The sequence below is a fragment of the Streptomyces fulvoviolaceus genome, from assembly GCF_000718165.1.
Lineage (GTDB): Bacteria > Actinomycetota > Actinomycetes > Streptomycetales > Streptomycetaceae > Streptomyces > Streptomyces fulvoviolaceus.
This window is the reverse complement of record NZ_JOEY01000059.1, coordinates 1-26,173: the sequence shown is the minus strand read 5'-3', so window position 1 is coordinate 26,173 and position 26,173 is coordinate 1. Positions and strand designations below refer to the sequence as shown.

The window sequence follows — 26,173 nt, the reverse complement described above, 5'->3', positions numbered from 1 at the left end:
ACCTACTCCTCGCCGTCCTCGGGCTTCTCCGCCTCCTCGACGTCCTGCTCGAGGCCGAGCTGCTCGACGAGCCACTTGTCGAACTCGATGGCGGCCCGCACCCAGCTGACCGTGGAGGAGACGAAGTGCTCCAGGCTGACACCGGTCCCGATCAGCATCTGCGCCTCGCCGATCAGGCGGACGGTGCCGTCGTCATGGGTGTGGCTGTAGACCTTGGGCCACAGGGTCCGCCGGTTCCAGTCGTCGATGGACTCCAGCAGCAGCGGCTTCTCGTCGATCTGGTGGGGCCGGTCGTAGAACGTCCGCACGGAGAAGACCTGCTGGTCCCCTTCCCCACGGAACATGAAGTACGTACGGAACTGCTCCCACGGCGCCGCGAGGTCACCCTCGTCGTCGACGACGTACTTCAGCTCCATCTGTTCGAGGAGCTGCTTCACGAGGTCCTGATCCGGAACGACGGGGCCCGCCGGACCGCCGGGCTGCGGCTCGGGCTGGCCCCCGAAGTTCGGAATCGAGGACGGGTCGATAGACATCGGTGGGTACTCCTGAGGATTGCACGTGGTTACCTGACTTCGACCCTAGCCGTGATCGGCGCCCCATACTCCTGCGGCCTCGGAAGAATCCTCACCCCGCGCCACCGCCGACAGGCGGTGAACCGCCCGCCGACCTGCGAGGCTGCCGGACGAGGCCGTGCGGACCGGGGCTTTCACGCCATTCGACGGTTCCTCTTCCGGCGAGGTGCGCAGCACCGCACTCCCGTCCGACGGGACGTCTCAGCCGTCAGCTGACAGGATCTGACCGGTAGGAGACGGCCGGTGTGCGAAGGGGTGGGGCCAATGACCGTGACAAGGGGCGGAACAACGGGGTACGAGGAGGCGCAGGCCCCCGCCGGGCGGACCCGGTGGTGGGTGGTCGGGCTCATTCTGGGGCTGCCGGTGCTGATGGTGATCGGCTTTCTCGCCATCGTCGTGGTGTGGGTGCTGGCCGTGTGACACGGCCGGCACCCCCGGTCAGAGCGTCTTGCCGGTGGCCGGTCCCACGATCAGTCCGTCCCCGAAGGCGTCCACCCGGACCGTGTCGCCGTCCTTGACCTCGCCGGAGAGGATCTCCTTGGCGAGACGGTCGCCGATGGCGGTCTGGACGAGGCGGCGCAGGGGGCGGGCGCCGTACGCGGGGTCGTTGCCCTCCTCGGCGAGCCAGGCCAGGGCCTCCTCGGTGACCTCCAGGGTGAGGCGCCGCTCGGCCAGCCGCTTGGCGAGCCGTCCGATCTGGAGGCGCGCGATGTGGCTCAGCTCGTCCTTGTTCAGCGCCGAGAAGACGACCAGGTCGTCGAGCCGGTTGAGGAACTCCGGCTTGAAGGAGGCCCGGACCAGGTCCAGCACCTGCTGCTTCTTGTCGGCCTCGCTGGTGACCGGGTCGACCAGGAACTGGCTGCCCAGGTTGGACGTCAGGACCAGGATCGTGTTGCGGAAGTCGACCGTACGGCCCTGGCCGTCCGTCAACCGTCCGTCGTCCAGCACCTGGAGCAGGATGTCGAAGACCTCGGGATGCGCCTTCTCCACCTCGTCGAGCAGGACCACGGAGTACGGGCGCCTGCGCACCGCCTCCGTCAACTGGCCGCCCTCCTCGTAGCCGATGTAGCCGGGAGGTGCGCCGACGAGCCGGGCGACGCTGTGCTTCTCGCCGTACTCGCTCATGTCGATGCGGATCATCGCCCGCTCGTCGTCGAAGAGGAAGTCGGCGAGGGCCTTGGCGAGTTCGGTCTTGCCGACGCCGGTGGGCCCGAGGAAGAGGAAGGAGCCGGTCGGGCGGTCCGGGTCGGCGATCCCCGCACGGGTCCGCCGTACGGCGTCGGACACGGCCTGCACGGCCTCGCTCTGTCCGATGAGCCGCTTGCCCAACTCCTCCTCCATGCGCAGGAGTTTCTGTGTCTCGCCCTCCAGGAGGCGGCCCGCCGGGATGCCGGTCCAGGCGCCGACGACGTCCGCGATGTCGTCGGAGCCGACCTCGTCCTTGACCATGGTGCCCCTGGAGACCTCCTCCTCGGCCTCGGAGGCTTCCTCCAGGTCCCTTTCGAGGGTGGGGATCTCGCCGTAGAGCAGCTTGGAGGCGGTGTCGAAGTCGCCGTCGCGCTGGGCGCGTTCGGCCTGGCCGCGCAGTTCGTCGAGCTTCTCCTTCAGCTCGCCGACGCGGTTGAGGGACTGCTTCTCCTTCTCCCAGCGGGCGGTGAGGCCGCGCAGCTCCTCCTCCTTGTCGGCGAGGTCGCGGCGCAGCCGCTCCAGCCGCTCGCGCGAGGCGGGGTCGGTCTCCTTCTCGAGGGCCAGCTCCTCCATCTTCAACCGGTCGACGACGCGCTGGAGTTCGTCGATCTCGACGGGCGAGGAGTCGATCTCCATCCGCAGCCGGGAGGCGGCCTCGTCGACGAGGTCGATGGCCTTGTCGGGCAGGAAGCGGGAGGTGATGTACCGGTCGGAGAGGGTCGCGGCGGCGACGAGCGCGCTGTCCGCGATCTGCACCTTGTGGTGGGCCTCGTAACGGCCCTTGAGCCCGCGCAGGATCGCGATGGTGTCCTCGACGGACGGTTCGGCGACGAGGACCTGCTGGAAGCGGCGCTCCAGCGCCGGATCCTTCTCGATCCGCTCGCGGTACTCGTCGAGGGTCGTGGCGCCCACCATGCGCAGCTCACCGCGGGCGAGCATGGGCTTGAGCATGTTGCCGGCGTCCATGGCGGAGTCGCCGCCGGCGCCCGCGCCCACCACGGTGTGCAGTTCGTCGATGAAGGTGACGATCTGCCCGTCGGAGTCCTTGATCTCGGCGAGGACGGTCTTCAGCCGCTCCTCGAACTCACCGCGGTACTTCGCCCCGGCGACCATGGCCCCGAGGTCGAGCGCGACGAGCCGCTTGTCCTTGAGGGACTCGGGCACGTCCCCCTTCACGATCCGCTGGGCGAGCCCCTCGACGACGGCGGTCTTGCCGACGCCGGGTTCACCGATGAGGACGGGGTTGTTCTTGGTCCTCCTGCTGAGCACCTGCACGACCCGCCGGATCTCCTGGTCCCGCCCGATGACGGGGTCGAGCTTGCCCTCCCGGGCGGCGGCGGTGAAGTCGGTCCCGAACTTCTCCAGGGCCTTGTACTGCCCCTCGGGGTCGGCTGTGGTCACCCGGCGCCCTCCTCTGGACTTCTGGAAGGCGTCCAGCAGCTTCCTGGCGGTGGCCCCCTGCTGAGTGAGCACGTCGCCCGCCTGGCCGCCCTTGGCCGCGATGCCGATGAGCAGGTGCTCGGTGGAGAGGTACTCGTCGCCGAGGTCCTTGGCGCGGGCCTGCGCGTCCGCGATGACGGCGAGCAGCTCGCGGCTGGGCTGCGGGGGCGCGACGGTGGATCCGGTCACGCTGGGGAGGCCGGCGAGGACCTTCTCCGCACCCGCCCGCACGGCCGCCTGGTCCGCCTCCACGGCGGCGAGCAGATCGACGATGTTCTCGTTGCCCTGGGGGCCTCGCCCTTCGAGCAGGGCGAGGAGCAGGTGGGCGGGGGTGAGGTCGGGGTGCCCCCCGGTCACGGCACGGTTGCCGGCCGCGTTGATCGCTTCCCGGCTCCGGTTGGTCAGCTCGGCGTCCACGTCGGTGCTCTCCTCCTTGCGTCAGTCGTATCCCGCGTATCCCGGTACTGACTCAATCAGCGTACACAAAGTTGAGTCTATTCCACTCAAGGGGGGACGGGGGAAGGCCTGAGAGCTAGGTTCCGGTCCATGACCGAGTACGCCCAGGACCCCGGCACCCCCGACCCGTCGTACCTCACCTTCTGGCGGGAGCGGCACCTGTGCACCCTGACGACACCCCGCCCGGACGGCAGCCCGCACGTCGTCCCCGTCGGGGTTACATACGATCCCGAGGCGCGCCTGGCTCGCGTGATCGCGAGCAAGTCGAGCAGGAAGGTGCGGAACGTGCTCGCGGCCGGTCCGGAGGGGGCGCGGGTGGCCGTCTGCCAGATGGCCGGGCGGCGGTGGGCGACGCTGGAGGGGCGGGCGTACGTCCGCACCGAACCCGCGCGGATCACGGAGGCGGAACGGCGGTACGCCGAGCGCTACGAGCGGACGCCGTCGCCGAACCCGTCCCGGGTGGTGATCGAGATCGAGCTGACGGGGGCGATGGGGCGGGGATGAGGCGGCGAGGGAACAGGACGGGACCAGTGGGGCCACCGGGGCGGGATCGGCGACTTTCGGCCACCCCTGATTGCCCCGATACCCGGAAATGTCCCGCAAAACTGCAGCGGCGTCACCGTGTTCAGGTCACGGTGACGCCGCTGCGGGGGGAAGCACCTGAGCGATCTGTTACGACGGGGGAATCGCGTCAGGCACTGCGGGGGGTGGCTGAGATGGTCCGTGGAGTGGGGGACTCGGGCTCCACCAGCCGGTGGTCTCGTTGGTCGAGATTCACAAAGATCATTCCGTACCGGATGGCACACCGCACGGGCTGCGGCGCCCCCCGAGGCCGCCGCAGACACCGGTACGCCCGCACGTCCTCGTCCTCGTCCCGCGTCACGACGACCGGCTCACCGAAGACGGTCACCATCAACGAGTCACCGGAGTGGGGGATCGCGGTGACCAGGTCGATGAAGTGCCAGCCGGAGCGGTAGGCAGTGGCCATTTCTCTGCGGAAGGAGCGGTCGTCGGGAGGCGTGGTCATGCGCCGGCCTCCTCCGACTCGCCCGTCTGCCCACTATCGGTGGTGGTCGCCGGCTCCAGGGTCCAGCCGGTGTCCGCCTGCACCGAGGTCCAGCCCGTGTCCAGCGGAGAGGCCTTCACAGGCCCTTCACCCAGCGCACTGACGACCACAACGGCGGAGAAGACCGTGGCAAGCACTGAGCCAAGCAATCTCGCTCGCATAGTCGGCTTCGTCCTCACTTGATGGATTCCTCTCCCCCGCGAAACAAGACGATGGCTCATTCAGGCACGTCAATGCCACAGGAGCGATGCATCATGTTCCTGCATGTTCAGGACCCTGGGGGGTGGAGAATTGCCAACAAACAACTCACAACAGACACATCCCCATGCGATTACCGACTTGTGTGACGAAGGAGCGCGGCTTTATGCCACGGCCCTGCGCTCCGGACGTATCAATCGCATGGATGTGGACACCACGGCACCATGCCTCTTGGAGTTCGCGCTTCTGCACCCGGATCCGGACGATGCTAACTGGCTGCGCCCAGTGGCACCCTCCGTCGCCCTGGCGCAGCGGCTCCAGCCCCTGGAGCGTGAGATTCAGGAACGCAGGATCCAGACCATCGAGCTGACGGACTCCTTCGATCCCTTCATCGCGATCAGCACCCAGAGCCAGGGAAGCATCCACGCGATCACCGTGCTGGAGGGGTTCGACCGGATCAACGCGGCACTGAACTCGGCCACCGCCGAGTGCCAGACCGAGGTGCTGACCATCCAGCCCGGCGGCGGCCGCCCCGTGGACGCGCTCACTCAGGCCCTGAAGCGGGACAGGCCCCTGACCGACCGCGGTGTCATTTTCCGTACGCTCTACCAGCACACCGCCAGACACAGCCAGGGGACCCTCGCGTACGTGGAGCACATGCCCCGCGACCATGTGCAGGTCCGTACCCTCGAAGAACTCGTAGAGCGCCTGATCATCTTCGACGAGGACGTCGCGTTCATCCCCGCCAGTGACGACCGGAGCGTGGCTCTGGAGCTCCGCCACCCGGGGCTGGTCGTCTACCTGCGCAAGGTCTTCGAACACCTCTGGCAGCGGGCGGTTCCCCTGACCGAGGAGCTTCCCCACGACGTGACCTCGGAAGGCATCACCGGCGTCCAGCGCTCGATAGCCAAGCTCCTCATCGAGGGCCACGTCGACGAGGCCATCGCCCGCCGGCTCGGTATGAACGTCCGGACCTGCCGGGCGCACATAGCCAAGCTCGCGGCGGCCCTGGGCAGTGGCAGTCGGGCTCAACTCGGCTACCTCATCGCGCAGTCGGGAATCCTGGAGCAGGGCCACTGAACGCAGGAGGGAGGTACGGAGTGAGCGCGCCGCCACACCCGGAGCACGGCGTGGAAGACCTGTGCACGGCAGGCACGGAGCTGTACGAACGCGCCCTGCGCGACGGGTACGTCAGCAGTGCCGACGCCGAAGCGGCGCCCTGCCTGCTCGACTTCGGTCTGCTGCACCCCGCGGTCACGGACCTCACACGACTGGAACCCGTGGCCCCTGTCGTGGCCCTTCATCGAATGCTGCGAACCGCGGAAGAGCGCATCGCGGACGAGCGGCGACGCGGACAACGGCTGGCGGACCTGTTCGAACCTCTCATGCGGATCGACGGGCGTCGCACGGGCGCCGCGGACACCCCGGCAGTCAGCGTGCTCAGCGGAATGGACCGCATCAACGAGGCCATCACCCAGGCCATGGCCAACGCCTCAGGCGAACTCCTCGCCGTCCAGCCCTACCCCACTCACACCCGCGATGCCCCGTACCGCCATGTCCAGGCCCTGGACCGCGATCAGGCCCTGCTCGACCGCGGCGGCCGAATTCGCACGCTCTACCAGCACACCCTCAGGCACTCTCCCACGCTGGTCGCCCGCTACGAACGGCTGCAGGGCGACGTGGAGGCCCGCACCCTCGACGAAGTCACCGACCGCCTTCTCATCGTCGACCGCACGGTGGCCTTCATCCCCGCCAACAAGGACCGAACGCTGGCCCTGGAGGTCCGCCACCCCGCCCTCGTCGGCTTCCTGGCCACCGCCTTCGACCGCCTCTGGCGCCTGGCCACGCCCATGTACCCCCAAGCCGTCCGGCAGCCCACCCTGAACGGCATCACGCCCCGCCAGCGCGCCATCGCCGCCCTCCTCATCGAAGGCCACACCGACGCCGTCATCGCCGACCGCCTCGGCATGAACATCCGCACCGCCCGGGTCCACATAGCCAAACTCGCCGCGACCCTCGGCAGCGAAAGCCGAGCCCAACTCGGCTACCTCATCGGACAGTCCGGGATTCTTGACCGGGAAGGGTGAGCGAGGAGACGGACGTCGTGCCGTCCAGGCCGACCTGAGCTATCCGGACGCCCAACTGCGTACGGCTCGCCGCGCCCAGGGTCTCCGACAGGCGGGCGATGTGGGCCCGGCACGTGCGGACGCTTATGCCCAGCCGCTCCGCGATCACCGCGTCCTGGTGGCCTTCCGCCAGCAGCGCCGCGATGGACTGCTCGCGGTGGGAGATGCCCTCGATGCCCGTGTCCGGGAGGGGCGCCGTCAGCGGGATCGCGAGGCGCCACAGACGCTCGAAGACCGTCACCAGGTACTCCACCAGCGCCGGGTGGCGCAGCTCCAGCGCCAGCGTGCGGTCCGCGTTCGCCGGGATGAAGGCCACCGTGCGGTCGAAGAGGATCAGGCGGTCGATCACCTCGTCCAGGGTGCGGGCCTGGACCGTTCCGCCCATCAGCTCCAGGTAGTTGAGCAGGCCCTGGCCGTGGCGGGCGACGTGTGTGTACAGATCGCGCATGCGGACCCCCCGGCCGCGCAGCGCCAGCGCCCGGTGCAGGCCCTCCGTCAGCTCATGCTCGGGGCGGATGCCGCCCGGCTGGACCGTCAGGACCTCCGTCGTGCACGCGTCGGTCGCCTCGTCCATCGCGGCCTGGATGCGGGAGAGGCCGTCGAGGACGCGGATCGCCGTGCCCTCCGCGGCAGCGGCACTCGGCCGCGGGCCCAGGCCGGCGTACCGCTCGACCGCCGCCACCGCCGCACCCACCCGCCGCTGGCTCGCGCTGACCTCGTCGTACACCCCGCGCAGCAGCCGGGTCATGACCTCCTGGGGCGCCGTCGGCACCAGCCAGTCCATGTCGTCGGGGTCCGGGTGCAGCAGGGCCAGTTCCAGGAGACAGGGGACCGGCTCGGCATCGCAGCGGGGCACGCGGCCCCGCCGTACGGCCCGGGAATACACGCGATCCCCGGCCTCGCACAGTCGGTCAGCACCGTGTGGATGGTCGTCCGTCCCGTACCCGGCCATTCCCCATCCCACCCCCGGTTCCAGCGTCTCTCCGCCCTCTGACTCGGATCCCTGCGGGGGCGTCGAAGCCCCCTCGGCTGCCGCAACTATGCGCGGACCTGACCGGCTCCGCAACACGGCTCACCCCGTCATGACCGAGAGAAACCGCTGCTATGCCCCACTACCTCCTGGCCTCCACCCGTCGGGTTGCAACAAGCTGACGGGGGTGGAGCCGGCGCCGGCGCTCCCCGGACTATGACGTTCCGCGCGTACTCTCCCGGAAATCGTCCAGTGATCGCCGTGTTACGTACCGGCCCTACCGTCAGGCCATGGCGGACATATTTGACGCATACGCGTTGGCCGACGCGTGGGACGAGATGTTTGAGCGGCCGGGTGAGGTCAGGACCGCCTATGAGCCGGTACTGGCGGCGCTGCAGCCGATCGAGCCGAGTGAACTGCGGTTCAGGGCCGACCAGATGGCCCGGGCGTTCACCGACCGGGGCGTGACCTACGCCTTCGCGGGCGAGGAGCGGCCCTGGCCACTGGACCTCGTGCCCCGGATCCTCGACGCCCTGGAATGGGATCTCATACAACGCGGGGTGAGCCAGAGAGTCAGGGCCCTGGAGGCCTACCTCGCCGACGCCTACGGACCCGCCCGTGCCTTCGAGGACGGTGTCGTGCCGTGGCGGCTGCTCCTCAACTCGGCGCACTTCCATCGCGCGGCCCACGGGGTCGAGCCACCGGGGGGCGTACGGATCCACGTCGCCGGCATCGATCTCGTACGGGACGAGGCCGGCGACTTCCGTGTCCTCGAGGACAACGTCCGCGTGCCCAGCGGTGTCTCGTACGTCATCGAGAACCGCCGTGCCATGACCCGGATCTTCCCCTCCCTCTTCGCCGAGCAGCACGTGCTCCCCGTCGACGGGTACGGCCACCGGCTCCTCGCCGCCCTGCGCGCCGCCGCGCCGGACGGGACCGCGGACCCGCGCGTCGTCGTCCTCACCCCCGGGCCCAGCAACGCCGCCTACTTCGAACACGCCCTGCTCGCCCGGCTGATGGGCGTGCAGCTGGTCGAGGGGCACGACCTCGTGTGCCGCAACAACCGCGTCTGGATGCGGACGACCCGCGGCGAGGTGCCCGTCCATGTCGTATACCGGCGGCTGGACGACGACTTCCTCGACCCGCTGCACTTCCGCCCGGACTCGGTGATCGGCTGCCCGGGGATCATGAGCGCCGCCATGGCGGGCAACGTCACCCTCGCCAACGCGGTGGGCAACGGCATCGCGGACGACAAGCTGCTCTACACCTACGTCCCCGACCTGATCCGCTACTACCTCTCCGAGGAACCGATTCTTCCCAACGTCGAGTCCTTCCGGCCCGACGAGCCCGGGCAGCTGGAAGCCGTCCTCGACCAGATCGACCAGCTCGTCATCAAGCCCGTCGACGGGGCCGGCGGACAGGGCATCGTCATCGGGCCGAAGTCCGACCGCGCGACCCTCGAGGAGACCCGCAAGGCCGTGATCGCCGACCCCCGCGGCTTCATCGCCCAGCGGCCCGTCGCCCTGTCCACCTCCCCCACCCTCGCGGGCGAGCGCATGGCACCCCGCCACATCGACCTGCGCCCCTTCGCCGTCAACGACGGCAACGATGTCTGGGTCCTGCCCGGCGGCCTCACCCGGGTCGCCCTCCAGGAGGGCAACCTGATCGTCAACTCCAGCCAGGGCGGCGGCTCCAAGGACACCTGGGTGCTCGCGGAGGGGCCCACGGAGCAGCCCTCCCCGCTGAGCAGCGGCGGCCTCCCCGACGTCGTCCCCCGCCAGCTCGGACCCGACGGCTCCCCCACCGCCGTACAGGAAGGGGCGCAGCAGCAGTGAACGACGTGATCCTCTCCCGGATAGCCGAAGCCCTGACCTGGACCGGCCGTTACGTCGAGCGGGCGGACGCCACGGGCCGCATCCTCGACGCCTATCTGCACCGCCTGCTGGAGGACCCCTGGCGCGACGAGGACGTGGCCTGCCGGTCGCTGTACGCCATCCTCGGCGTCGACGCGGGCCGCGAGACCGTCGACATGCAGCAGGTCCTCGACCAGCTCGCCTTCGACGCCCGCTCGACCTGCTCGATCGAGGGCGCGCTGGGAGCGGCGCGGCTGAACGCCCGCAGCGCCCGTGAGGCCGTCTCCTCGGAGATGTGGGAGTGCCTCAACTCGACGTGGCACGCGCTGGCCGACCAACGGCTGGCAGCCCGCCGTACGGGCCCCTACGCCTATCTGGAACTCGTACGACGGCGCGCGGCCCTCTTCTTCGGGCTGGCCGACTCCACCATGAGCCGGGACGACAGCTGGCGTTTCGTCGTGCTGGGCCGCAGCCTTGAGCGGGTGGACATGACCGTACGGCTGCTGTCGGTGCGTGTGCTGGACGCCGCGCACGCGCCGGACTGGCCGACACTGCTGAGCGCCAGCGGCGCCGACGAGGCGTACGCGCGCGTGTACGGCGGTTTCGGCGACACGCCGAGGGTGGCCGAATTCCTTCTGCTGGACCGGGACTTCCCGCGCTCGGCGCTGCACGCGCTGACGACGGCGGAGGAGTGCCTGACGGCACTGGGCCGGCCCCGCCAGGACCCGGCGCGCCGCCCGATCGGCCGGATGCGCACCCGCCTCGAATATCTGGACACGCACGCCCTGGAGGAGCAACTCCCCATCCTGCTGAGGGACTTGCAGACTGCCTGCATGGCCTCCGCGGAGGCGGTGGCGGAGCGGTTCTTCCCGTACCAGGGGCCCGTCGAGTGGGCCCAGGAAGGAGCGTGAGCATGACCATCAACCTCGCCGTGTCGCGCCGCCTCCGCATCAAGCACACCACCCGCGTCGCGTACGCCCAGCCCGCCGCGTCCTCGCACAACGAGGTCCGTATGACCCCGCTGACGCTGCCCGGCCAGACCACGCTGGACTCCCGGGTCACCATCAGCCCCACGGCCACCACCTGGTCGTACTGGGACTACTGGGGCACCCAGGTCACCGGCTTCGACCTGATGGACCCGCACGGCACCCTCACCATCACGGCGTCGAGCCTGGTCGAGACCCACCCGGGGGGCTCGCTCCCCGAGGCGCCCACGTGGCAGGAGCTGGCCGAACAGACCGCCGGCTCACGCCTGTTGGAGTACAGCAACACGACTCCCCGTACGACCGTGCCCGCCGAGCTGATCGAGAAGGCGCGGGAGGCGGCCGCCGGGCTCGACCCGCACGGGACGGCGATCGCCGTGTCCGCCCTGGTCGCCGACCAGGTGTCGTATCTGCCGGGTGTGACGGGTGTGAACACCTCCGCCGCCGAGGCCTGGGAGCAGGGGGCGGGTGTCTGCCAGGACATCGCCCACGTCACCATCGCCCTGCTGCGGGGGCTGGGAGTGCCGACACGGTACGTCTCCGGTTACCTCCACCCCGAGCAGGAGGCCGAATTCCACCGGCCCGTCGCCGGGCAGAGCCACGCCTGGGTCGAGTACTGGGCGGGCGACTGGTGCGGCTACGACCCGACGAACCGGGTCCGCGCCGACGAGTCCCATGTCGTGGTGGGCCGGGGCCGGGACTACGACGACGTGACACCGCACAAGGGCATCTACCGGGGCGTGGCCGGCGGGCCGCCGGAGGTGACGGTGGAGTTCACTCGGGTGGGGTGAAGGGTGGGGGTGGAGTGAGCGTGACGCTGTGCACGCTCACTCCATCACGCGCTTGAGCGTGGCGAGATCGGCCGCCACCGCATCCGCGTCCTGCCCGAATTCCTCGTCACTCGTCCCCGGCCGCCGACGGAGGGTGAACACCACCTCGCACCCGGCACCGTCGACGATCACGCGCACCGGGTTGTGGATCACTTCGCCCGAGGGCAGGGTCACGTCGTGATCGAGTACACCGAACTCGTTCTTTCGCGCGAAGGCCACGACGACCCGCCCCAGCCCCTCCGACTCCGCGATCCACTGCCCGTCGACCTTCTCGACGGAGTGCCCCAGCCCGTGAGCCCACTCGGGCCAGTTGGAGGGGGTGGACGCGTAGGCGTAGACCTCCTCGGCGGGGCGGTCGATGTGGATGCTGATGTGCCGTGCTGCCGAAGCACGCGAGGTTGTGGAAAAAGTCTCCATGACCAGGACGGTAGGACCCGCCGCCGACCTGGTCTTGAACAAATCGGACGACCTACTTCAGCCCGGCCGCCTGGCAGGCGCTCTCGTACGCCGCCGTGCAGATGTCCTTCACCGAGTAGATGCCGTCCTTGACGACGGTGCTCTTGATGTTGGCCTTCGTCAGGGCGACGACCTGCACGAGCTGGGCGGGAATGTCCTTGTTGGTGGGGCTGTCGACGCTGTCCGTGGCGAGGGCGTCGAACTGGATGCTCTTGCCCTGGATCTTCATCACGGCCATCTCGGCGGCGGCCTCGGCCTCGCCGGGGTACGGCTTGTAGACGCTCATGTACTGCTCGCCCGCGACGATCCGCTGCACGGCGGACAGCTCCGCGTCCTGGCCGGTGATCGGCGGGATCTCGGTCATGCCCGCGTCCTCCATCGCCTTGATGGCGGCGCCGGCCATGGCGTCGTTGGCGGAGTAGACGGCGGCGATGTTGCCCTTGCCGATCGCGGCGACCGCCTTGGTCATGTCGGACGCGGCGGTCTCCGGGCTCCAGCCGTCGACGTCGTACGTCTTGGCGATCGTCACCTTGCCGTTCAGCTCGGACATCGCGCCCGCCTTGAACTGCCCGGCGTTCGGGTCCGAGGGCGAGCCGTTGATCATGACGATCTTGTCGGAGGTGTCGATACCCGAGCCCAGCGACTCGATGAGGGAGCGGCCCTGCACCTCGCCGACGAGTTCGTTGTCGAAGGAGACGTACGCGTCGATCGGGCCCTCGGCGAGGCGGTCGTAGGCGATGACCGGGATACCCGCGTCCTTCGCCTTCTGCACCGTGCTCGCGATGGCGTGCGAGTCGACGGCGTCCAGCAGAATCACGTCGACCTTGTCGTCGATCATCGTCTGCATCTGACTGGCCTGCTTCTTCGCGTCCGCCTTGCCGTTGGCGTACACGGTCTTGCCCTTCTTGTCGGTCAGCTCCTCGACCTTGGCCTTGATGATCGGGTAGTCGAACTCCTCGTACCGGGTGTTCGTCTCCTCCGGCATCAGCACGCCCACCGTGATGTCGTCGCCCTTGGTCGGGCTCGCCTCACTGCCGCTCGCGGCGCCGAGCGCTCCGCAGGCGGCCAGCGAGAGGGTCATCGTGGACGCGGCCACGGATATGGCGATACGACGCATTGGGGAGCTCACTTCATGGTGCCTTCCGGACGCGAGAGCAGCATTGCTGCCCATGTGACTGGAAAGCCAACGCGTGAGCGTAGCCCAGCGTCAAGCGGAACTACTTAACGAGTGCGCAACGCCACTCTCCGCTGAGCTTGTGAAGGCAGAGCGGAATCCTCTCCAAACGCTCTTTACGGACTCTCCGTTCAATGACCCCCAACAAGACGGCAAAGATCCGTACAACCAAGGCCATTTCTCGGGAGTCATGATCACAGCAGCTTCACGTCTGTCGCTCAGCTCCCGACCAGAGGATCGAATGAACCCAGTCAGACGCACGACCGCCGCGGCCTCCACCGCCGTCGTGCTCGCCACCGCCGGCGGCCTGCTCACCGCAGCCGCGGCCCCTGCCTCCGCCGCGACCACCTGCACCTCGCCGGTGTACAAGCGGCAGTTCTTCGCGAACAACACCCTCTCCGGTACACCGAAGAAGACCGACTGCGACTCGAAGATCGACCAGAACTGGGGCACCGGCGCGCCGACTTCGGGCCTCCCGAAGAACAACTTCGGCGTCCGCTGGACCGTGACCCGCGACTTCGGCTCCGGCGGACCCTTCAGACTGTCCGCCTCCGCACAGGACGGCATACGGGTCTACCTGGACGGCAAGCCTCAGATCAACCTCTGGAAGAACGTGTCGTCGACGGTGAAGAAGTCCGTCGACGTCACGATCCCGAACGACGGGAAGAAGCACACCCTCCGCGTCGACTTCGTCAACTTCACCGGCGCCGCGAACGTCAAGTTCGACTACACGCCCCGCACCAGCGCCGACGTCGACAAGGTCAAGCCCCTCGCGCCGACCGGGGCTTCGGTGTCGTACGACAGGACCACCGGCAAGTCCAAGCTCACCTGGGCGAAGAACAAGGAGATGGACCTCGCCGGGTACCGGGTCTACCGGCGAACCCCGTACGAGCCGTTCTCCACCCCGCTCGCGACGACGACCGCGACGTCGTACACCGACATCACGCCGCCGACCGGTATCACGTACTACTACGAGGTCCGCGCCTTCGACAAGGCGGGCAACGAGTCGGCGGGCAGTGCCGATCAGAGCGTCACCCCCGTCGACACCACAGCGCCCACCACGCCCAAGTGGGTGGAGACCAGCCCCTACGAGAAGCACGTGGGGATCTCGTGGACCCCGTACTCCCCGAACGACGGGGACTGGTACAAGGTGTTCCGGGCGACGAGTCCGGACGGACCCTTCACCAGGATCGCGAATGTCACGGACGGGCTCTTCTACGGTGACACCTCCGCCGCCGAGGACACCGTCTACTACTACCGGGTGACCGCCCTCGACGCGGCCGGCAACGAGTCCGCGCCGACTTACGCCGTCAAGGGCCAGCGCCTGGACGTCACGCCGCCGTCCGCCGTGACCGGGGTGACGGCCACCCCGACCGAATACGGCTTCGAGGTGCGCTGGGACGCCAACCCCACCGCCGACCTGAAGAGCTATCTGGTCCGCCGGGGTGAGCTGCTCGGGGACGAGGAAGAGAAGGTCTGCTCCCTCTACCCGGGCTTCCACGTGTCGGCCGACACCACCTCGTACGCGTACACCACCGTCCCGGACGGCGAGGAGTCCTGCTTCATCGTCGATGCCATCGACGACGCCGGGAACTCCTCGTTCAAGGCGACCGGCGATGCGCAGGTCGTGGTCGCGACCGAGCTCAACCTGACGCCGAGCGTGGAGACACCCGAGGGCTCGCCGCTGACGCTCAACGCGGCCGGCGGGGACGAGGGCAACAAGCTCGAGTGGTTCGGGCAGGACGAGTCCGCGGGCGGGTTCCGCGTCTACCGGTGGAACCCCGCCTCCTCGACGTACGAGAAGCTCGCCGACGTCGCTCCCGGCGTCTTCCAGTACGTCGACACCGGCGCCGGCCGCGGCACCACGTCGTACTACTGGGTCACCGCCGTGGCCGCGGACGGCACCGAGTCGCTCCCCGCGGGAGACTCGGTGGTCACCGCGCCGACCGTCTGACAGACGCCGGCGGGGACCTGATTTCTGAAATGGCCCGGGAGTCGGAGAACTCCCGGGCCCATCAGGGCTGTTGACGCACCATCAGCCTGTCTGCATCACCACAGGGAGATGTACGGCGACATTCCCGGGTTCCATTCGAGGTCCAGCAAGGGCAGGACGCAGAGCCTCGCCACGGTCAGACACCAGCCCAGCCGCCGCAGCCACGGGTGGCGCCGCGACAGCATGGCCAGGGTGAGCACGACGGACGCCGTCAGTCCCGCACTGAGCCAGGGCAGATACGGCACGTCGGCCACGGCCACATAGGCGTCGTCACGCCATGTCCATAGGCTCCTGGCCACCAGGAGGGCCAGGAGCGCCTCCACGGAGACGAACCAGAGCCCCCGGCCGGACAGGTGCAGCAGGTCTCGCAGTCGCTGGGTCACGGACGTCATCAGTGCCACTCCGGCTTGATCCGGTAGATCCAGATCTTCAGCTTCGGATACAGGCTCTTCTGCTTCGCCAGGCTGCGGTACGCGTAGTCGCTCGAGTGCTGGGCGACATAGATCTTCCCGTTGCTGATCTTGGAGATGAACGAGCTGTGGTCGATGTCTCCGTCGCCCGTCCAGTCGTAGAAGATGACGTCGCCCACGTACGCGTTGCTCGTCGTGCGCTTCGAGCTCAGCATGTGGTCGTAGACAAAGGTCTTGAAGTAGGCCGCGTTGATCCAGCTGAGCGTCTCGTCGTGGCCCCAGATGCCCGGGTACCGCCACCACGCGTCCGTGCTGCGGTACCACTCACTGCCGTCGCCCTTCTTCTTCACGCCACCGCCGAGATGGACGGCGCGCGAGACGAAGTTCGTGCAGTCCGGCTCGTACAGGTGCTTGGCGTCGGCGTTGATGATCGCCCATGTCGCGGCGCCGGTACGGGCGTAGGAGCCCGCCTGCGTCGCGTCGTAGGAGACCGTCGTGGCCGTGGTGTCGGTGCCGTCGTCGGTGGAGTCGCCGTCGAACGCCGAGGACTCGGTGTCCGTGTCGGTGATCTCCTGGTCGAACTCGTTACCGAAGTCGGCCAGTGCGGCCCTGCTCGGCTGCACCACGACCTCCTCGGCGGCCGCGCTGACGGCCGAGACCAGGACGGGCTCGTCGCCGGCGGTGAGGGTGTAGCGCATCTCCACGACGTTGGCCTCGTCGGTCGCGTCAGGGTCTCGGTGCTCACGTCGGTCACGATGACCTCCGAGGTCCGCACCGTGGCCCGCAGAGTGACCGTGCTGCCGTCGGCGGACGGCATGGCCAACTCGTCGCTGACCTGGACGTCGACCACGCCGGTGTCCGTGTCGTCCTCGGAGACCGCGACCCGCTCCCGGAGGAGGGACTCCTGCTCCCGGGCGAGGAAGTCGACGAACTGCTCACCGGACGCGCTGTTCGCCGCGGCATCGCCCGCGTCGACGAAGTCGCCGTAGACCAGCCCGCCTCGCTGGTTGAGATACGACTCGACTACACCCGAGTACGCCACCGCCCCACCCGGTACGGCCAGGGGGACGACGGCGTTCGAGACGCCGGCCGGGCCGGTTCCGTGGTCGTTCTTCCCGGTGACGGTGAAGGTGTACGTGATGTCCCCGGCATCCTCGTTGAGGCTGGTGAACACGGCGGAAGCGCCGGTCGTGGTCACCGTGTCGACCGTCGTGCCGTCCGAGGCCTTGGCCGTCACTGTGTACGTGACCACATCGTCCTCGTCACCGGTGAACCGCGCCGGGGTCCAAGTCACCAGCGCGCCGTTCTCACCGCCCACGGCCGTGAGGTCGGTCACTGCGGCGGGCGCGGTGCCGGTGGTGCTGGTGGTCCCTGTGGTCTCCTCGGTCACATCGACGGTGAACTTCTTCAAGGACGTGTAGGCCGAGCAGACGTCGCCCACGCAGGAGCGCATCTTCCAGGAGTACGACGCGCCGTCGGTGAGTAGATCGTCCGGCACCTGTACGACGGCACGCCGGCCGTCGGCGACCGTGGTGGTGGCGGCCGGAGCGGTGCCGACGGCGGTTCCGGCCGCGTTGTACAGCAGGTACTCGGCGGTCACGGTCCGCTCGCCGGGGGCGGTGACGATCCCGGTGAGCAGCGGCGTCGTGGTCTGCGTGGCTCCGGTCACGAGGTCGGACGGCACGTCGGGCACGGCGACGCCGGAGGTGTCGACGGTGAAGGTCTGCCACGCGCTCCAGGCGGTGGAGTAGTCCGTGCCGTCGTAGGCGCGGGCGCGGACCCGCAGGTGGGTGCCGTCCTCCAGCGGTGCGGACGTGGGCACGGCGTAGGCGGCGACCCGGGCGGACTCCACATAGGCGCTGTCGGCGGTGAGGGTGTAGTCCGTGTCGTCGTACGCCGGGTCGGGCTCGATGGCGTACTGGACGCGTTCCCTGGCAGCGGGGTCGGCGTCGTTCAGCCAGGTCGACAGCACCGGGGTGAGGGAGGTGACGACCTGGGTGCTACCGCTCGTGGTGACCGGCGAGAGGGAGGTGGCGCCGGGGACCTCGGGGTAGGAGTTGTACGTGATCGCCAGGTGGGGTTCGGTCGAACCGTCGGCGCCTGAGACGTAGTTGGCGGAGTGGAAGCGCCGCCAGGTGTAGGAGTCGGTCTCGTCCACACCGCGGATCAGCAGCCCGTGGTTGGCGGTGCCGCTCGTCCACGCCCGGACGATGGTGTCGATGTCGAAGTTCATCGTGCCGGCCGGGCAGGCCGAGGAGTACCCCTTGGCCGCGGTGTTGATCACCTGGCCCGTGGTGGTCCCGGCGGGTTTGTCGGCCCACGTGATCGTGGACGACGACCAGGACTCGGTGATCCGGCGCACCGCCGTGCCCGTGCCCTCCGTGCAGGAGGAGGACCAGTTCGAGTACAGCGCCAGGTTGGTGTCGATGACGTGGGTGCCCGCGTAGTCCGACACGTCGAACTTCAGAAACGAACGGGCCACCGTCGTGCCCGCGTCATAGGTGCCCGACTTCAGCTCGGTCGAGGAGACCTGGGAGTCGTTGTAGTTGGTGGCCACCCAGGTGTCCGTGGTGACGGCGAGGGTGGAGGTGGGGTCGACGGTGACCGGGTAGGTGAGGTCCTGGCCGAAGTAGTCGGCGTCCGGGGCGAGTACGAGGGTCTGGGAGCCGTCGGCCGCGGTCTCGATCTCGGTGTCGACCGGGGCGAGGTGCTTTGACTCGCCGGACTTCTCGTCCACCGAGGAGTCCCACATCATCGGGGCCGGCGCCTCGGCGACCAGCTTGCCGGCGGCGTTCTTCAGCAGCAGGTGCCCAGAGTCGGCCTCGGACAGGGTGAGGCCCTTGAGGGTGACGGGGATGCGGTAGGTGAGGTCATCGCCGGGGGCCGAGTCCAGGACGACGTTCTGGGAGAACCCCTGCTTGAGGGCGGTGACGGTCAGCGTCTGCCCCTCGCCCAGGTCGTAGGAGGCGGTGTCGTCCCGCACGGTCGGTGTGGGCAGGGTGTCCTCCCAGCCCAGCGCCAGGGAGGCTCCTCCCTCGGAGACCGAGGCCAGCTTCTTGTCCCCGCCGTCCGAGACCGTGATGTCGGCTGCCGCTGCCTGCGGCTCCAACGCGGCGCCCTCGTCGGACAGTTCGGTGTCGACGTCCTGCCACGAACCGTCGTCCTGCTTGACCCGCACCGGTCCGGCGTACGACTCGGCGGTCAGCGTGCCGTCCGGATTGGCGTACACGGTGGACGTCTCGGTGCGCTTCGAGGTCAGCTCGACGCGCTTGCCCTTGATCTTCGCGTTGCGCCGGGCAGCCTGGTCCTCGCTGAGGCCCAGCAGCTCTGCGATGTCCGGCTCGTCGTCGTCGAGGGTGACGGCGCGGGCTGGACTGTTCACTATCGCCTGCGGCGTCTCGGCGCTCTTCACCGGGAAGGCCGAGACCGACGGATCGCTGACCATGAGACCGGCCGGCGTCATCGCAGCGGCGGCCGTGAGGTCTTTATGAAAGCCAAGGCAGGCGCACAGGGTTCGGCCGGAAAAGAGAGGACTTCAGCCCGGGAAGAGTGATCAAAAGGTGATCACTATCGGGAGGTCTCATGGAGAAACCGCGAAGGGGCCCGGAGGTTCAACCTCCGGGCCCCTTTCACATGCCTACATGCCTACATGCCTACGCGCCTCAGTCCGAGGACTGCTGCCGCTTCGGCCGCCACACCACCAGCGCGCTGGTCTGCTGGACCTCCTGGTACGGGACCAGATCACGGCGGTACGACGCGTGCACCGCCGCCTCGCGCTGCTGCATCGCCGCCGCGGCCCCGTCCAGCGCCGACTCCAGTTCCGCCACCCTCGACTGCAGCGCGGCCACCTGGTTCTCGAGCTCGATGATGCGCTTGATGCCGGCGAGGTTGATGCCCTCGTCCTGCGACAACGCCTGCACGGTGCGCAGCAGTTCGATGTCGCGGGCCGAGTAGCGGCGGCCCCGGCCGGCGGTGCGGTCGGGGGAGACCAGGCCGAGGCGGTCGTACTGGCGCAGAGTCTGCGGGTGCAGGCCGGAGAGCTGGGCCGCCACCGAGATGACGTAGACCGGGGTTTCCTCGGTCAGTTCATACGGGTTGCGTCGACGGCCGTCCATCTCGATCAAGCTCCCTTCGCGGCCTGGAACAGCTCCGCCCGCGGATCCTCACCCGCGGTCGCCTCGCGATACGCCTCCAGCGCATCACGAGCCTTCCCCGTCAAGTCCGTCGGAACACTCACCTCGACGGTGACCAGCAGGTCGCCGCGGGTGCCGTCCTTGCGGACCGCGCCCTTGCCCCGCGCCCGCATGGTGCGGCCGTTGGGCGTGCCCGGCGGCAGCTTCAGGGTGACGGGAGGGCCGCCCAGGGTGGGGACCCTGACCTCGCCGCCGAGGGCCGCCTCGGTGAACGTCACCGGGACCGTCACCGTGAGGTTGTCGTCCCTGCGGCCGAACACCGGGTGGGCGTCGACGTGCACGGTGACGTACAGGTCGCCCGCGGGGCCGCCCCGTTCGCCGGGGGCGCCCTTGCCGCGCAGCCGGATCCGCTGCCCGTCGGAGACGCCCGCCGGGATACGGACCTGCATGGTGCGCGACGACTTGGCGCGGCCGCTGCCCTTGCAGATCTCGCAGGCGTTCTCCGCGATCAGGCCGCGGCCCTTGCAGTCGGGGCAGGGGTCCGTGAGAGAGAACCCTCCGCCGGAACCCCGGGCCACCTGCCCGGTGCCAACGCACGTCGGGCACACCCGCGGGTTGCCGTTGGCGTCGCCGGTGCCCGAACAGGCCTTGCAGGGTGCCTGCGAGGACATCCGCAGGGGCACGGTCGCGCCCTCGATGGCCTCGGTGAAGCTCAGCGTGACCTCGGACTCGATGTCCTGGCCGCGCCGGGGCTGTACGCGCGTAGTTCCGGAGCTGCCCCGGTTGAACAGGCCCCCGAAGACGTCACCGATTCCGCCGCCGAAGTTGCCGGAACCCCCGGCGCCCCCGCCGCCCTGGGCGCCGCCTCCGAAGAGGTCGCCCAGGTCGAAGTTGAAGGAGCCGCCCGCGCCGCCCGGCCCCGGGCGGTAGCCGCCGTTGCCGAAGAGGGTGCGGGCCTCGTCGTACTCCTTGCGCTTCTTGGGGTCGCCGAGGATGTCGTTCGCCTCGGAGATCTCCTTGAAGCGCTCCTCGGCCTTGGCGTTGCCCTTGTTGGCGTCCGGGTGGAACTCGCGGGCGAGCTTCCGGTACGCCTTCTTGATCTCGGCCTCGGTGGCGTCCTTGGGGACGCCGAGGACCTTGTAGTAGTCCTTCTCGATGAAGTCCTTGGTGCTCATCCTCGACGCCCCTCCTTTCTCATCGGTTCAAGCTCAGCCCTCGTCCGGGCCACCGCTCTCCTTGTCGTCAGCCGCCTCGGCCTCGTCGGCCTTCACGGTCTGCGCTCCGGGCTGCGGTTCGGCGACGGCCACCCGCGCGGGGCGGATGGTGCGCTCGCCGAAGCGATACCCCGGCTGCAGAATCGCCACGCACGTCGTCTCGGTGACGTCGGGCGCGTACGAGTGCATCAGGGCCTCGTGGATCGTCGGGTCGAAGGGCTCGCCCTCCTTGCCGAACTGCTGCAGTCCCATCTTCGCCGCGACGGTCTCCAGCGACTCCGCCACGGACTTGAATCCGCCGACGAGTTCGCCGTGGTCCCGCGCGCGGCCGATGTCGTCGAGGACGGGAAGGAGCTCGCTCAGGAGGTTCGCGTTGGCGATCTCCTTGACCGTGATCCGGTCCCGCTCGACCCGGCGGCGGTAGTTCTGGAACTCGGCCTGGAGCCGCTGGAGGTCCGCGGTGCGCTCTTCGAGCGCCTTGCGCACCTGGTCCAGCTGGGCCGTCAGACCGGCGATCTGTGCACTTGCGTCCCCGGCCGGGGCCGCCCCCTCCCCCGAGGAGGGGGAGGCGGCCTGCGGCTCGGCGTCTTCGGGGGTGGCGCCGGAGGGGACGTCGGGCTTCTCGTCGAAGCCCGGGGTCTCCTCCGTCACGCGGCACCGTCCTTGCGCTCGTCGTCCACGATCTCGGCGTCCACGACGTCGTCGTCCGCCTTGGGAGCCTCGTCGGCACCGGCGGACGCGCCACCGGCGGCCTGGGAGGCCTGGGCGTCGGCGTACATGGCCTGGCCGACCTTCTGCGAGACCGCGGCGACCTTCTCGGTGGCGGTGCGGATCTCGGCGGTGTCCTCGCCCTTGAGCGCGGCCTTCAGCTCCTCGACGGCGGCCTCGACCTCGGTCTTGACCTCGCCGGGGACCTTGTCCTCGTTGTCCTTGAGGAACTTCTCCGTCTGGTAGACGAGCTGCTCGCCCTGGTTGCGGGTCTCGGCGGCCTCGCGGCGGGCGTGGTCCTCCTCCGCGTACTTCTCGGCCTCCTGGCGCATCCGGTCGACCTCGTCCTTCGGCAGCGAGGAGCCGCCGGTGACGGTCATCTTCTGCTCCTTGCCGGTGCCGAGGTCCTTGGCCGTGACATGCATGATGCCGTTGGCGTCGATGTCGAAGGCGACCTCGATCTGCGGGACACCGCGCGGGGCCGGCGGCAGACCGGTCAGCTCGAACATCCCGAGCTTCTTGTTGTACGCCGCGATCTCGCGCTCGCCCTGGTAGACCTGGATCTGCACGGAGGGCTGGTTGTCCTCGGCGGTGGTGAAGATCTCGGACCGCTTGGTCGGGATCGTCGTGTTCCGCTCGATGAGCTTCGTCATGATGCCGCCCTTGGTCTCGATACCAAGCGACAGCGGCGTGACGTCGAGGAGCAGGACGTCCTTGACCTCACCCTTGAGGACACCGGCCTGGAGGGCGGCGCCGATGGCGACGACCTCGTCCGGGTTCACGCCCTTGTTGGCCTCGTTGCCACCGGTCAGCTCCTTGACGAGCTCGGCGACGGCGGGCATACGGGTGGAGCCACCCACGAGAACGACGTGGTCGATCTCGGAGAGGTTGATCCCGGCGTCCTTGATGACGTTGTGGAACGGCGTCTTGCAGCGCTCCAGAAGGTCGGCGGTGAGCTGCTGGAACTGGGCGCGCGTGAGCTTCTCGTCCAGGTGCAGCGGGCCCTCGGCGGAGGCCGTGATGTAGGGCAGGTTGATCGAGGTCTCGGTGGAGCTCGACAGCTCGATCTTGGCCTTCTCGGCGGCCTCGCGGAGGCGCTGGAGGGCCATCTTGTCCTTGGCGAGGTCCACGCCGTGGCCGGACCTGAACTGCTGCACCAGGTAGTCGACGACGCGCTGGTCCCAGTCGTCACCACCGAGGTGGTTGTCGCCGTTGGTGGCCTTCACCTCGACGACGCCGTCGCCGATCTCGAGGAGGGACACGTCGAAGGTGCCGCCACCGAGGTCGAAGACGAGGATCGTCTGGTCGTCCTTGTCGAGGCCGTACGCCAGCGCGGCCGCGGTGGGCTCGTTGACGATACGCAGGACGTTGAGACCGGCGATCTCGCCGGCTTCCTTCGTCGCCTGGCGCTCGGAGTCGTTGAAGTACGCCGGGACGGTGATGACCGCGTCGGTCACCTTCTCGCCCAGGTAGGCCTCGGCGTCCCGCTTCAGCTTCTGCAGGATGAACGCGGACATCTGCTGCGGGTTGAAGGGCTTCCCGTCGAGCTCGACCTTCCAGTCGGTGCCCATGTGTCGCTTGACGGACCGGATGGTCCGGTCCACGTTCGTGACCGCCTGACGCTTGGCGACCTCGCCGACCAGCACCTCACCGTTCTTCGCGAAGGCGACGACGGACGGCGTGGTCCTGGCACCCTCGGCGTTGGTGATGACGGTGGGCTCGCCGCCCTCCAGAACGCTGACGACGGAGTTAGTCGTGCCGAGGTCGATGCCGACCGCACGTGCCATGGTGATTTCCTCCAGCTGACTTGAGTGGAACGGACTCAAGTGTGCATGACGTCCGCGACTCGGTCAACAGACCTGAGTCGCACGGACTCAACTCTTATCCGTTCCTTACACGCAACTGGGCTCTGACCTGCGTTGATTCCATACGTCGAGGGCTGCTCGGCCTGATACGCAGGAGTGCGCATACGGCGATCAGGGCGCCCGCCGTCACCCAGTAGCCCCCGGATCCCGCGACCCGACCCAGATGCACGAGGACCCCGACGAGCACCCCGGCGAAGGCCGCGACACCGAGGACGACGGTCGCTCCCTGCGAGGTGAGCCCCAACCGCCTCAGCCGGTGGGCGAGATGATCGGGGGCGGCACGCAGGAGGGGCCGCCCGGCGAGCCGGCGGGAGAGCACCACGAGGAGGACATCGGCGCCGACCACGACGGTGAGCGCGCCGAACGCCCCAGCGCTGGAAGCGAGTTCGTACCCGGCACGGGTCACCACGGCCGCCGAGGCCAGCACGAACCCGGTGAACAGCGACCCGCACGCACCGAGCCCCACGCGCGCGGGATGCCAGTTGTGCATCAGGAACCCGGTCAGCGCGGCGGCCAGCACGCTCAGCAGCACCGCGAGCCCGTCCATCACCTCGGCCGCGGCACACACCCCCACCCCGAAGGCGGTGACGACCCCGACTGTCCCGGCCAGCCCGTCCGCGTGATCCAGCGCCTTGAACCCGACGGCGACGAAGACGATCCAGCCGACGGCCAGCAGCCCGCCCAGGACGCCGGTCTCCTCGTACGGCACGACACAGGCCGCCGAGACGGCCGTACCGCCGACGAGAAACCGGGCCTTGACCCGCCGTACGTCCGCGACCAGCCCGAGTGCGGCGACGGCGACCCCGGCGACCAGCAGCCGGCCGATCCCGGCCCCGAGCGGTGCGACGCCCGTCCAGTCCCCGACCCAGACCACCAGCCCCACGGCGAGCACGACCGCGGCCCCACCGAGCACGGGGAGCGGCCGCTGCCGCCGGCGGTCGACGAGACCGAGGCGCAGGGCGGGGACACGGAGGAGGGCGGCGAGTACGGCGGCGAGGAACAGGGCGGTGGTGGCGGCGGCGATCCCGTAGAGCACGACCTAAAGTTAGCGCCGTATATACCAATTCATCACGAATAACACGATCAGATCTTAAGGTAACCCTGAGCGATTCAGATCACTCCGCACCTCGCTACAGTGCGCGAGAAGATGAGGGTAGTCTCAGACGGACTGCATAAGTTACCGCTTAGTAATAAGAACCCCTCGCAGGCCCGAGGAGCCCCGAAATGCAACTCGCCGCGATCATCGTGTCGCTGGTACTGACCGTGGTCGGCGTGGCACTGCTCGCACGCGCCATCGGCCAGTTCGTCCGGTACTTCAAGCTGGGCCAGCCCGCGCCCGCCGGTACCCGGACCGACAACCCCTACCAGCGCAGCGTGACGCTGGTGAAGGAGTTCCTCGGCCACACGCGGATGAACCGGTGGGGCATCGTCGGTGTCGCCCACTGGTTCGTGGCGGTCGGCTTCCTGACGCTGCCGCCGACCATCATCACCGCGTACGGCCAGCTCTTCGAGGCCGACTGGACGCTCCCGGTGATCGGCGGCTTCCTGCCGTACGAGCTGTACATCGAGTTCATCGCCGCCATGACCACCTTCGGCATCGCCACGCTGATGGTCATCCGCCTGCTGAACCTGCCCTCGCGCCCCGGCCGCAAGTCGCGGTTCGCGGGCTCGAAGATGGGCCAGGCGTACTTCGTCGAGTACGTCATCCTCACCATCGGCCTCGCCATCTACGTACTGCGTGGCCTCGAGGGTGCGCTGCACCACGTGGACCACTACGAGGCCGCGTACTTCGCCTCGTACCCGGTGATCCTGGCAGTCAAGGGCCTGAGTCTGGGCACGCTGCAGAACCTCGTCTACCTCACCGCGATGATCAAGCTGGGCACGACCATGATCTGGATGATCACGGTCTCCCTGAACACCAACATGGGTGTGGCCTGGCACCGCTTCCTCGCGTTCCCGAACATCTGGTTCAAGCGCGAGTCCGACGGCGGTACGGCCCTGGGCGCGCTCCAGCCCATGACCTCCGGCGGCAAGCCGATCGACTTCACCGACCCGGGCGACGACGACGTCTTCGGCGTCTCCCAGGTCGAGCAGTTCTCCTGGAAGGGCCTGCTGGACTTCTCGACCTGCACCGAGTGCGGTCGCTGTCAGTCGCAGTGCCCGGCCTGGAACACGGGCAAGCCCCTGTCCCCGAAGCTGCTGATCATGTCGCTGCGGGACCACGCCCACGCCAAGGCGCCGTACCTGCTCGCGGGTGGCGGCAAGACGATGGAGGGCGAGGAGAAGGCGTCCGAGGAGCAGCTGGCCGGTGTGCCGGCCGCGGCTCTGGCGGAGGCCGAGCGCCCGCTGATCGGCACCCTCGAAGACAACGGCGTCATCGACCCCGACGTCCTGTGGTCCTGCACCACCTGCGGCGCCTGCGTCGAGCAGTGCCCCGTCGACATCGAGCACGTCGACCACATCGTCGACATGCGCCGCTACCAGGTGATGATCGAGAGCGCGTTCCCGTCCGAGGCGGGCACGATGCTCAAGAACCTG

24 protein-coding genes are annotated in these 26,173 nt (G+C 68.9%); 9 read left to right on the top strand and 15 right to left on the bottom strand.

Translation table 11 applies throughout. The annotated features are described in order from the left end of the window. Nucleotides 1-2: 2 nt before the first annotated feature. Complete coding sequence (locus tag IG08_RS0144300) at nt 3-533, bottom strand: YbjN domain-containing protein (RefSeq protein ID WP_030617333.1); 531 nt, start codon at nt 531-533, stop codon at nt 3-5. A 303-nt stretch (nt 534-836) separates the two neighbouring features. On the opposite strand from IG08_RS0144300, the gene IG08_RS60370 reads away from it, so the two are divergent. Then, a complete protein-coding gene (locus tag IG08_RS60370; RefSeq protein WP_158812346.1) occupies nt 837-992 on the top strand; it encodes a hypothetical protein in 156 nt (51 codons plus the stop codon). Between the two features lie 18 nt (nt 993-1,010). Here the strand turns inward: IG08_RS60370 and clpB are convergent, their stop codons facing one another. Further along, complete coding sequence (clpB, locus tag IG08_RS0144290) at nt 1,011-3,617, bottom strand: ATP-dependent chaperone ClpB (protein ID WP_030617330.1); 2,607 nt, start codon at nt 3,615-3,617, stop codon at nt 1,011-1,013. A gap of 129 nt (nt 3,618-3,746) precedes the next feature. Between clpB and IG08_RS0144285 the strand changes: the two genes are divergently transcribed. Next, the gene (locus IG08_RS0144285; RefSeq protein ID WP_030617327.1) at nt 3,747-4,160 is read left to right on the top strand and encodes a pyridoxamine 5'-phosphate oxidase family protein; all 414 of its coding nucleotides are present in this window, start codon (nt 3,747-3,749) and stop codon (nt 4,158-4,160) included. Between the two features lie 187 nt (nt 4,161-4,347). Here the strand turns inward: IG08_RS0144285 and IG08_RS0144280 are convergent, their stop codons facing one another. Together IG08_RS0144280 and IG08_RS0144275 are read right to left on the bottom strand one after the other, a co-directional pair. Next, nucleotides 4,348-4,683: a Rieske (2Fe-2S) protein gene (locus IG08_RS0144280; RefSeq protein ID WP_030617324.1), complete on the bottom strand. Its 336-nt coding sequence runs from the start codon at nt 4,681-4,683 to the stop codon at nt 4,348-4,350. After that, a complete protein-coding gene (locus IG08_RS0144275) occupies nt 4,680-4,859 on the bottom strand; it encodes a hypothetical protein (protein ID WP_158812345.1) in 180 nt (59 codons plus the stop codon). The genes IG08_RS0144280 and IG08_RS0144275 overlap by 4 nt, the downstream gene beginning before the upstream one ends. A gap of 127 nt (nt 4,860-4,986) precedes the next feature. Here IG08_RS0144275 and IG08_RS0144270 point away from each other — a divergent pair, with 127 nt between their 5' ends. Together IG08_RS0144270 and IG08_RS0144265 are read left to right on the top strand one after the other, a co-directional pair. Then, on the top strand, nt 4,987-6,000 hold the full coding sequence (locus IG08_RS0144270) for a helix-turn-helix domain-containing protein (protein WP_030617319.1): 1,014 nt from the start codon (nt 4,987-4,989) through the stop codon (nt 5,998-6,000). Nucleotides 6,001-6,020: 20 nt separating this feature from the next. Then, nucleotides 6,021-7,007 (top strand): helix-turn-helix transcriptional regulator, encoded by a 987-nt coding sequence (locus tag IG08_RS0144265; RefSeq protein WP_030617316.1) that lies wholly within the window; start codon nt 6,021-6,023, stop codon nt 7,005-7,007. On the opposite strand, the gene IG08_RS0144260 is transcribed toward IG08_RS0144265, so the two are convergent. Beyond that, nucleotides 6,970-7,998, bottom strand: a complete 1,029-nt coding sequence (locus IG08_RS0144260) for a helix-turn-helix transcriptional regulator (RefSeq protein ID WP_030617314.1) — start codon at nt 7,996-7,998, stop codon at nt 6,970-6,972. The genes IG08_RS0144265 and IG08_RS0144260 overlap by 38 nt on opposite strands. Before the next feature lie 308 nt (nt 7,999-8,306). Between IG08_RS0144260 and IG08_RS0144255 the strand changes: the two genes are divergently transcribed. From IG08_RS0144255 to IG08_RS0144245, 3 genes are read left to right on the top strand one after another with little or no spacing between them, the layout of a single operon-like run. After that, nucleotides 8,307-9,851, top strand: coding sequence for a circularly permuted type 2 ATP-grasp protein (locus IG08_RS0144255; protein ID WP_030617311.1), 1,545 nt, complete (start codon nt 8,307-8,309; stop codon nt 9,849-9,851). Continuing rightward, nucleotides 9,848-10,780, top strand: coding sequence for an alpha-E domain-containing protein (locus IG08_RS0144250; RefSeq protein ID WP_030617308.1), 933 nt, complete (start codon nt 9,848-9,850; stop codon nt 10,778-10,780). Before IG08_RS0144255 ends, IG08_RS0144250 begins: the two co-directional genes overlap by 4 nt. A 20-nt stretch (nt 10,781-10,800) precedes the next feature. Next, nucleotides 10,801-11,643, top strand: coding sequence for a transglutaminase family protein (locus tag IG08_RS0144245; RefSeq protein ID WP_030617306.1), 843 nt, complete (start codon nt 10,801-10,803; stop codon nt 11,641-11,643). 36 nt (nt 11,644-11,679) lie between these two features. On the opposite strand, the gene IG08_RS0144240 is transcribed toward IG08_RS0144245, so the two are convergent. Next, a complete protein-coding gene (locus tag IG08_RS0144240; protein ID WP_030617303.1) occupies nt 11,680-12,099 on the bottom strand; it encodes an SRPBCC family protein in 420 nt (139 codons plus the stop codon). Between the two features lie 52 nt (nt 12,100-12,151). Then, complete coding sequence (locus tag IG08_RS0144235; RefSeq protein WP_030617301.1) at nt 12,152-13,255, bottom strand: sugar ABC transporter substrate-binding protein; 1,104 nt, start codon at nt 13,253-13,255, stop codon at nt 12,152-12,154. 298 nt (nt 13,256-13,553) lie between these two features. Here IG08_RS0144235 and IG08_RS0144230 point away from each other — a divergent pair, with 298 nt between their 5' ends. Then, nucleotides 13,554-15,266: a fibronectin type III domain-containing protein gene (locus IG08_RS0144230; RefSeq protein WP_030617298.1), complete on the top strand. Its 1,713-nt coding sequence runs from the start codon at nt 13,554-13,556 to the stop codon at nt 15,264-15,266. A 95-nt stretch (nt 15,267-15,361) separates the two neighbouring features. On the opposite strand, the gene IG08_RS0144225 is transcribed toward IG08_RS0144230, so the two are convergent. From IG08_RS0144225 to IG08_RS0144190, 8 genes are all read right to left on the bottom strand, one after another. Then, a complete protein-coding gene (locus IG08_RS0144225) occupies nt 15,362-15,697 on the bottom strand; it encodes a hypothetical protein (protein WP_030617294.1) in 336 nt (111 codons plus the stop codon). Then, a complete protein-coding gene (locus IG08_RS58010; protein ID WP_234343129.1) occupies nt 15,697-16,143 on the bottom strand; it encodes an amidase domain-containing protein in 447 nt (148 codons plus the stop codon). Before IG08_RS58010 ends, IG08_RS0144225 begins: the two co-directional genes overlap by 1 nt. Further along, nucleotides 16,062-19,178 (bottom strand): DNRLRE domain-containing protein, encoded by a 3,117-nt coding sequence (locus IG08_RS61850; protein WP_234343128.1) that lies wholly within the window; start codon nt 19,176-19,178, stop codon nt 16,062-16,064. The genes IG08_RS58010 and IG08_RS61850 overlap by 82 nt, the downstream gene beginning before the upstream one ends. Before the next feature lie 199 nt (nt 19,179-19,377). Continuing rightward, nucleotides 19,378-19,830 (bottom strand): heat shock protein transcriptional repressor HspR, encoded by a 453-nt coding sequence (locus IG08_RS0144210; RefSeq protein ID WP_030617286.1) that lies wholly within the window; start codon nt 19,828-19,830, stop codon nt 19,378-19,380. A gap of 5 nt (nt 19,831-19,835) precedes the next feature. Next, entirely contained in the window at nt 19,836-21,023 is a 1,188-nt protein-coding gene (dnaJ, locus tag IG08_RS0144205; RefSeq protein WP_030617284.1) for a molecular chaperone DnaJ, read from the bottom strand. Nucleotides 21,024-21,056: 33 nt separating this feature from the next. Then, nucleotides 21,057-21,713 carry a nucleotide exchange factor GrpE gene (grpE, locus tag IG08_RS0144200; protein WP_030617281.1) on the bottom strand — a complete coding sequence of 219 codons (657 nt, stop codon included), beginning with the start codon at nt 21,711-21,713 and terminating at the stop codon, nt 21,057-21,059. After that, nucleotides 21,710-23,557 carry a molecular chaperone DnaK gene (gene dnaK, locus IG08_RS0144195; RefSeq protein WP_030617277.1) on the bottom strand — a complete coding sequence of 616 codons (1,848 nt, stop codon included), beginning with the start codon at nt 23,555-23,557 and terminating at the stop codon, nt 21,710-21,712. Before dnaK ends, grpE begins: the two co-directional genes overlap by 4 nt. 94 nt (nt 23,558-23,651) lie before the next feature. Next, nucleotides 23,652-24,671 carry an MraY family glycosyltransferase gene (locus IG08_RS0144190; RefSeq protein ID WP_030617274.1) on the bottom strand — a complete coding sequence of 340 codons (1,020 nt, stop codon included), beginning with the start codon at nt 24,669-24,671 and terminating at the stop codon, nt 23,652-23,654. Between the two features lie 188 nt (nt 24,672-24,859). On the opposite strand from IG08_RS0144190, the gene IG08_RS0144185 reads away from it, so the two are divergent. After that, on the top strand, nt 24,860-26,173 hold a 1,314-nt coding region (locus IG08_RS0144185; RefSeq protein ID WP_030617271.1), incomplete at its 3' end, for a 4Fe-4S dicluster domain-containing protein.

What these genes read in the sequence shown, in the direction of transcription:
- IG08_RS0144300 (WP_030617333.1), bottom strand. Translation starts at nt 533, where the DNA reads ATGTCTATCGACCCGTCCTCGATTCCGAACTTCGGGGGCCAGCCCGAG.
- IG08_RS60370 (WP_158812346.1), top strand. Translation starts at nt 837, where the DNA reads ATGACCGTGACAAGGGGCGGAACAACGGGGTACGAGGAGGCGCAGGCC.
- IG08_RS0144285 (WP_030617327.1), top strand. Translation starts at nt 3,747, where the DNA reads ATGACCGAGTACGCCCAGGACCCCGGCACCCCCGACCCGTCGTACCTC.
- IG08_RS0144280 (WP_030617324.1), bottom strand. Translation starts at nt 4,683, where the DNA reads ATGACCACGCCTCCCGACGACCGCTCCTTCCGCAGAGAAATGGCCACT.
- IG08_RS0144270 (WP_030617319.1), top strand. Translation starts at nt 4,987, where the DNA reads ATGTTCAGGACCCTGGGGGGTGGAGAATTGCCAACAAACAACTCACAA.
- IG08_RS0144260 (WP_030617314.1), bottom strand. Translation starts at nt 7,998, where the DNA reads ATGGCCGGGTACGGGACGGACGACCATCCACACGGTGCTGACCGACTG.
- IG08_RS0144255 (WP_030617311.1), top strand. Translation starts at nt 8,307, where the DNA reads ATGGCGGACATATTTGACGCATACGCGTTGGCCGACGCGTGGGACGAG.
- IG08_RS0144240 (WP_030617303.1), bottom strand. Translation starts at nt 12,099, where the DNA reads ATGGAGACTTTTTCCACAACCTCGCGTGCTTCGGCAGCACGGCACATC.
- IG08_RS0144235 (WP_030617301.1), bottom strand. Translation starts at nt 13,255, where the DNA reads ATGCGTCGTATCGCCATATCCGTGGCCGCGTCCACGATGACCCTCTCG.
- IG08_RS0144230 (WP_030617298.1), top strand. Translation starts at nt 13,554, where the DNA reads ATGAACCCAGTCAGACGCACGACCGCCGCGGCCTCCACCGCCGTCGTG.
- IG08_RS0144225 (WP_030617294.1), bottom strand. Translation starts at nt 15,697, where the DNA reads ATGACGTCCGTGACCCAGCGACTGCGAGACCTGCTGCACCTGTCCGGC.
- IG08_RS61850 (WP_234343128.1), bottom strand. Translation starts at nt 19,178, where the DNA reads ATGACGCCGGCCGGTCTCATGGTCAGCGATCCGTCGGTCTCGGCCTTC.
- IG08_RS0144210 (WP_030617286.1), bottom strand. Translation starts at nt 19,830, where the DNA reads ATGGACGGCCGTCGACGCAACCCGTATGAACTGACCGAGGAAACCCCG.
- dnaJ (WP_030617284.1), bottom strand. Translation starts at nt 21,023, where the DNA reads ATGAGCACCAAGGACTTCATCGAGAAGGACTACTACAAGGTCCTCGGC.
- dnaK (WP_030617277.1), bottom strand. Translation starts at nt 23,557, where the DNA reads ATGGCACGTGCGGTCGGCATCGACCTCGGCACGACTAACTCCGTCGTC.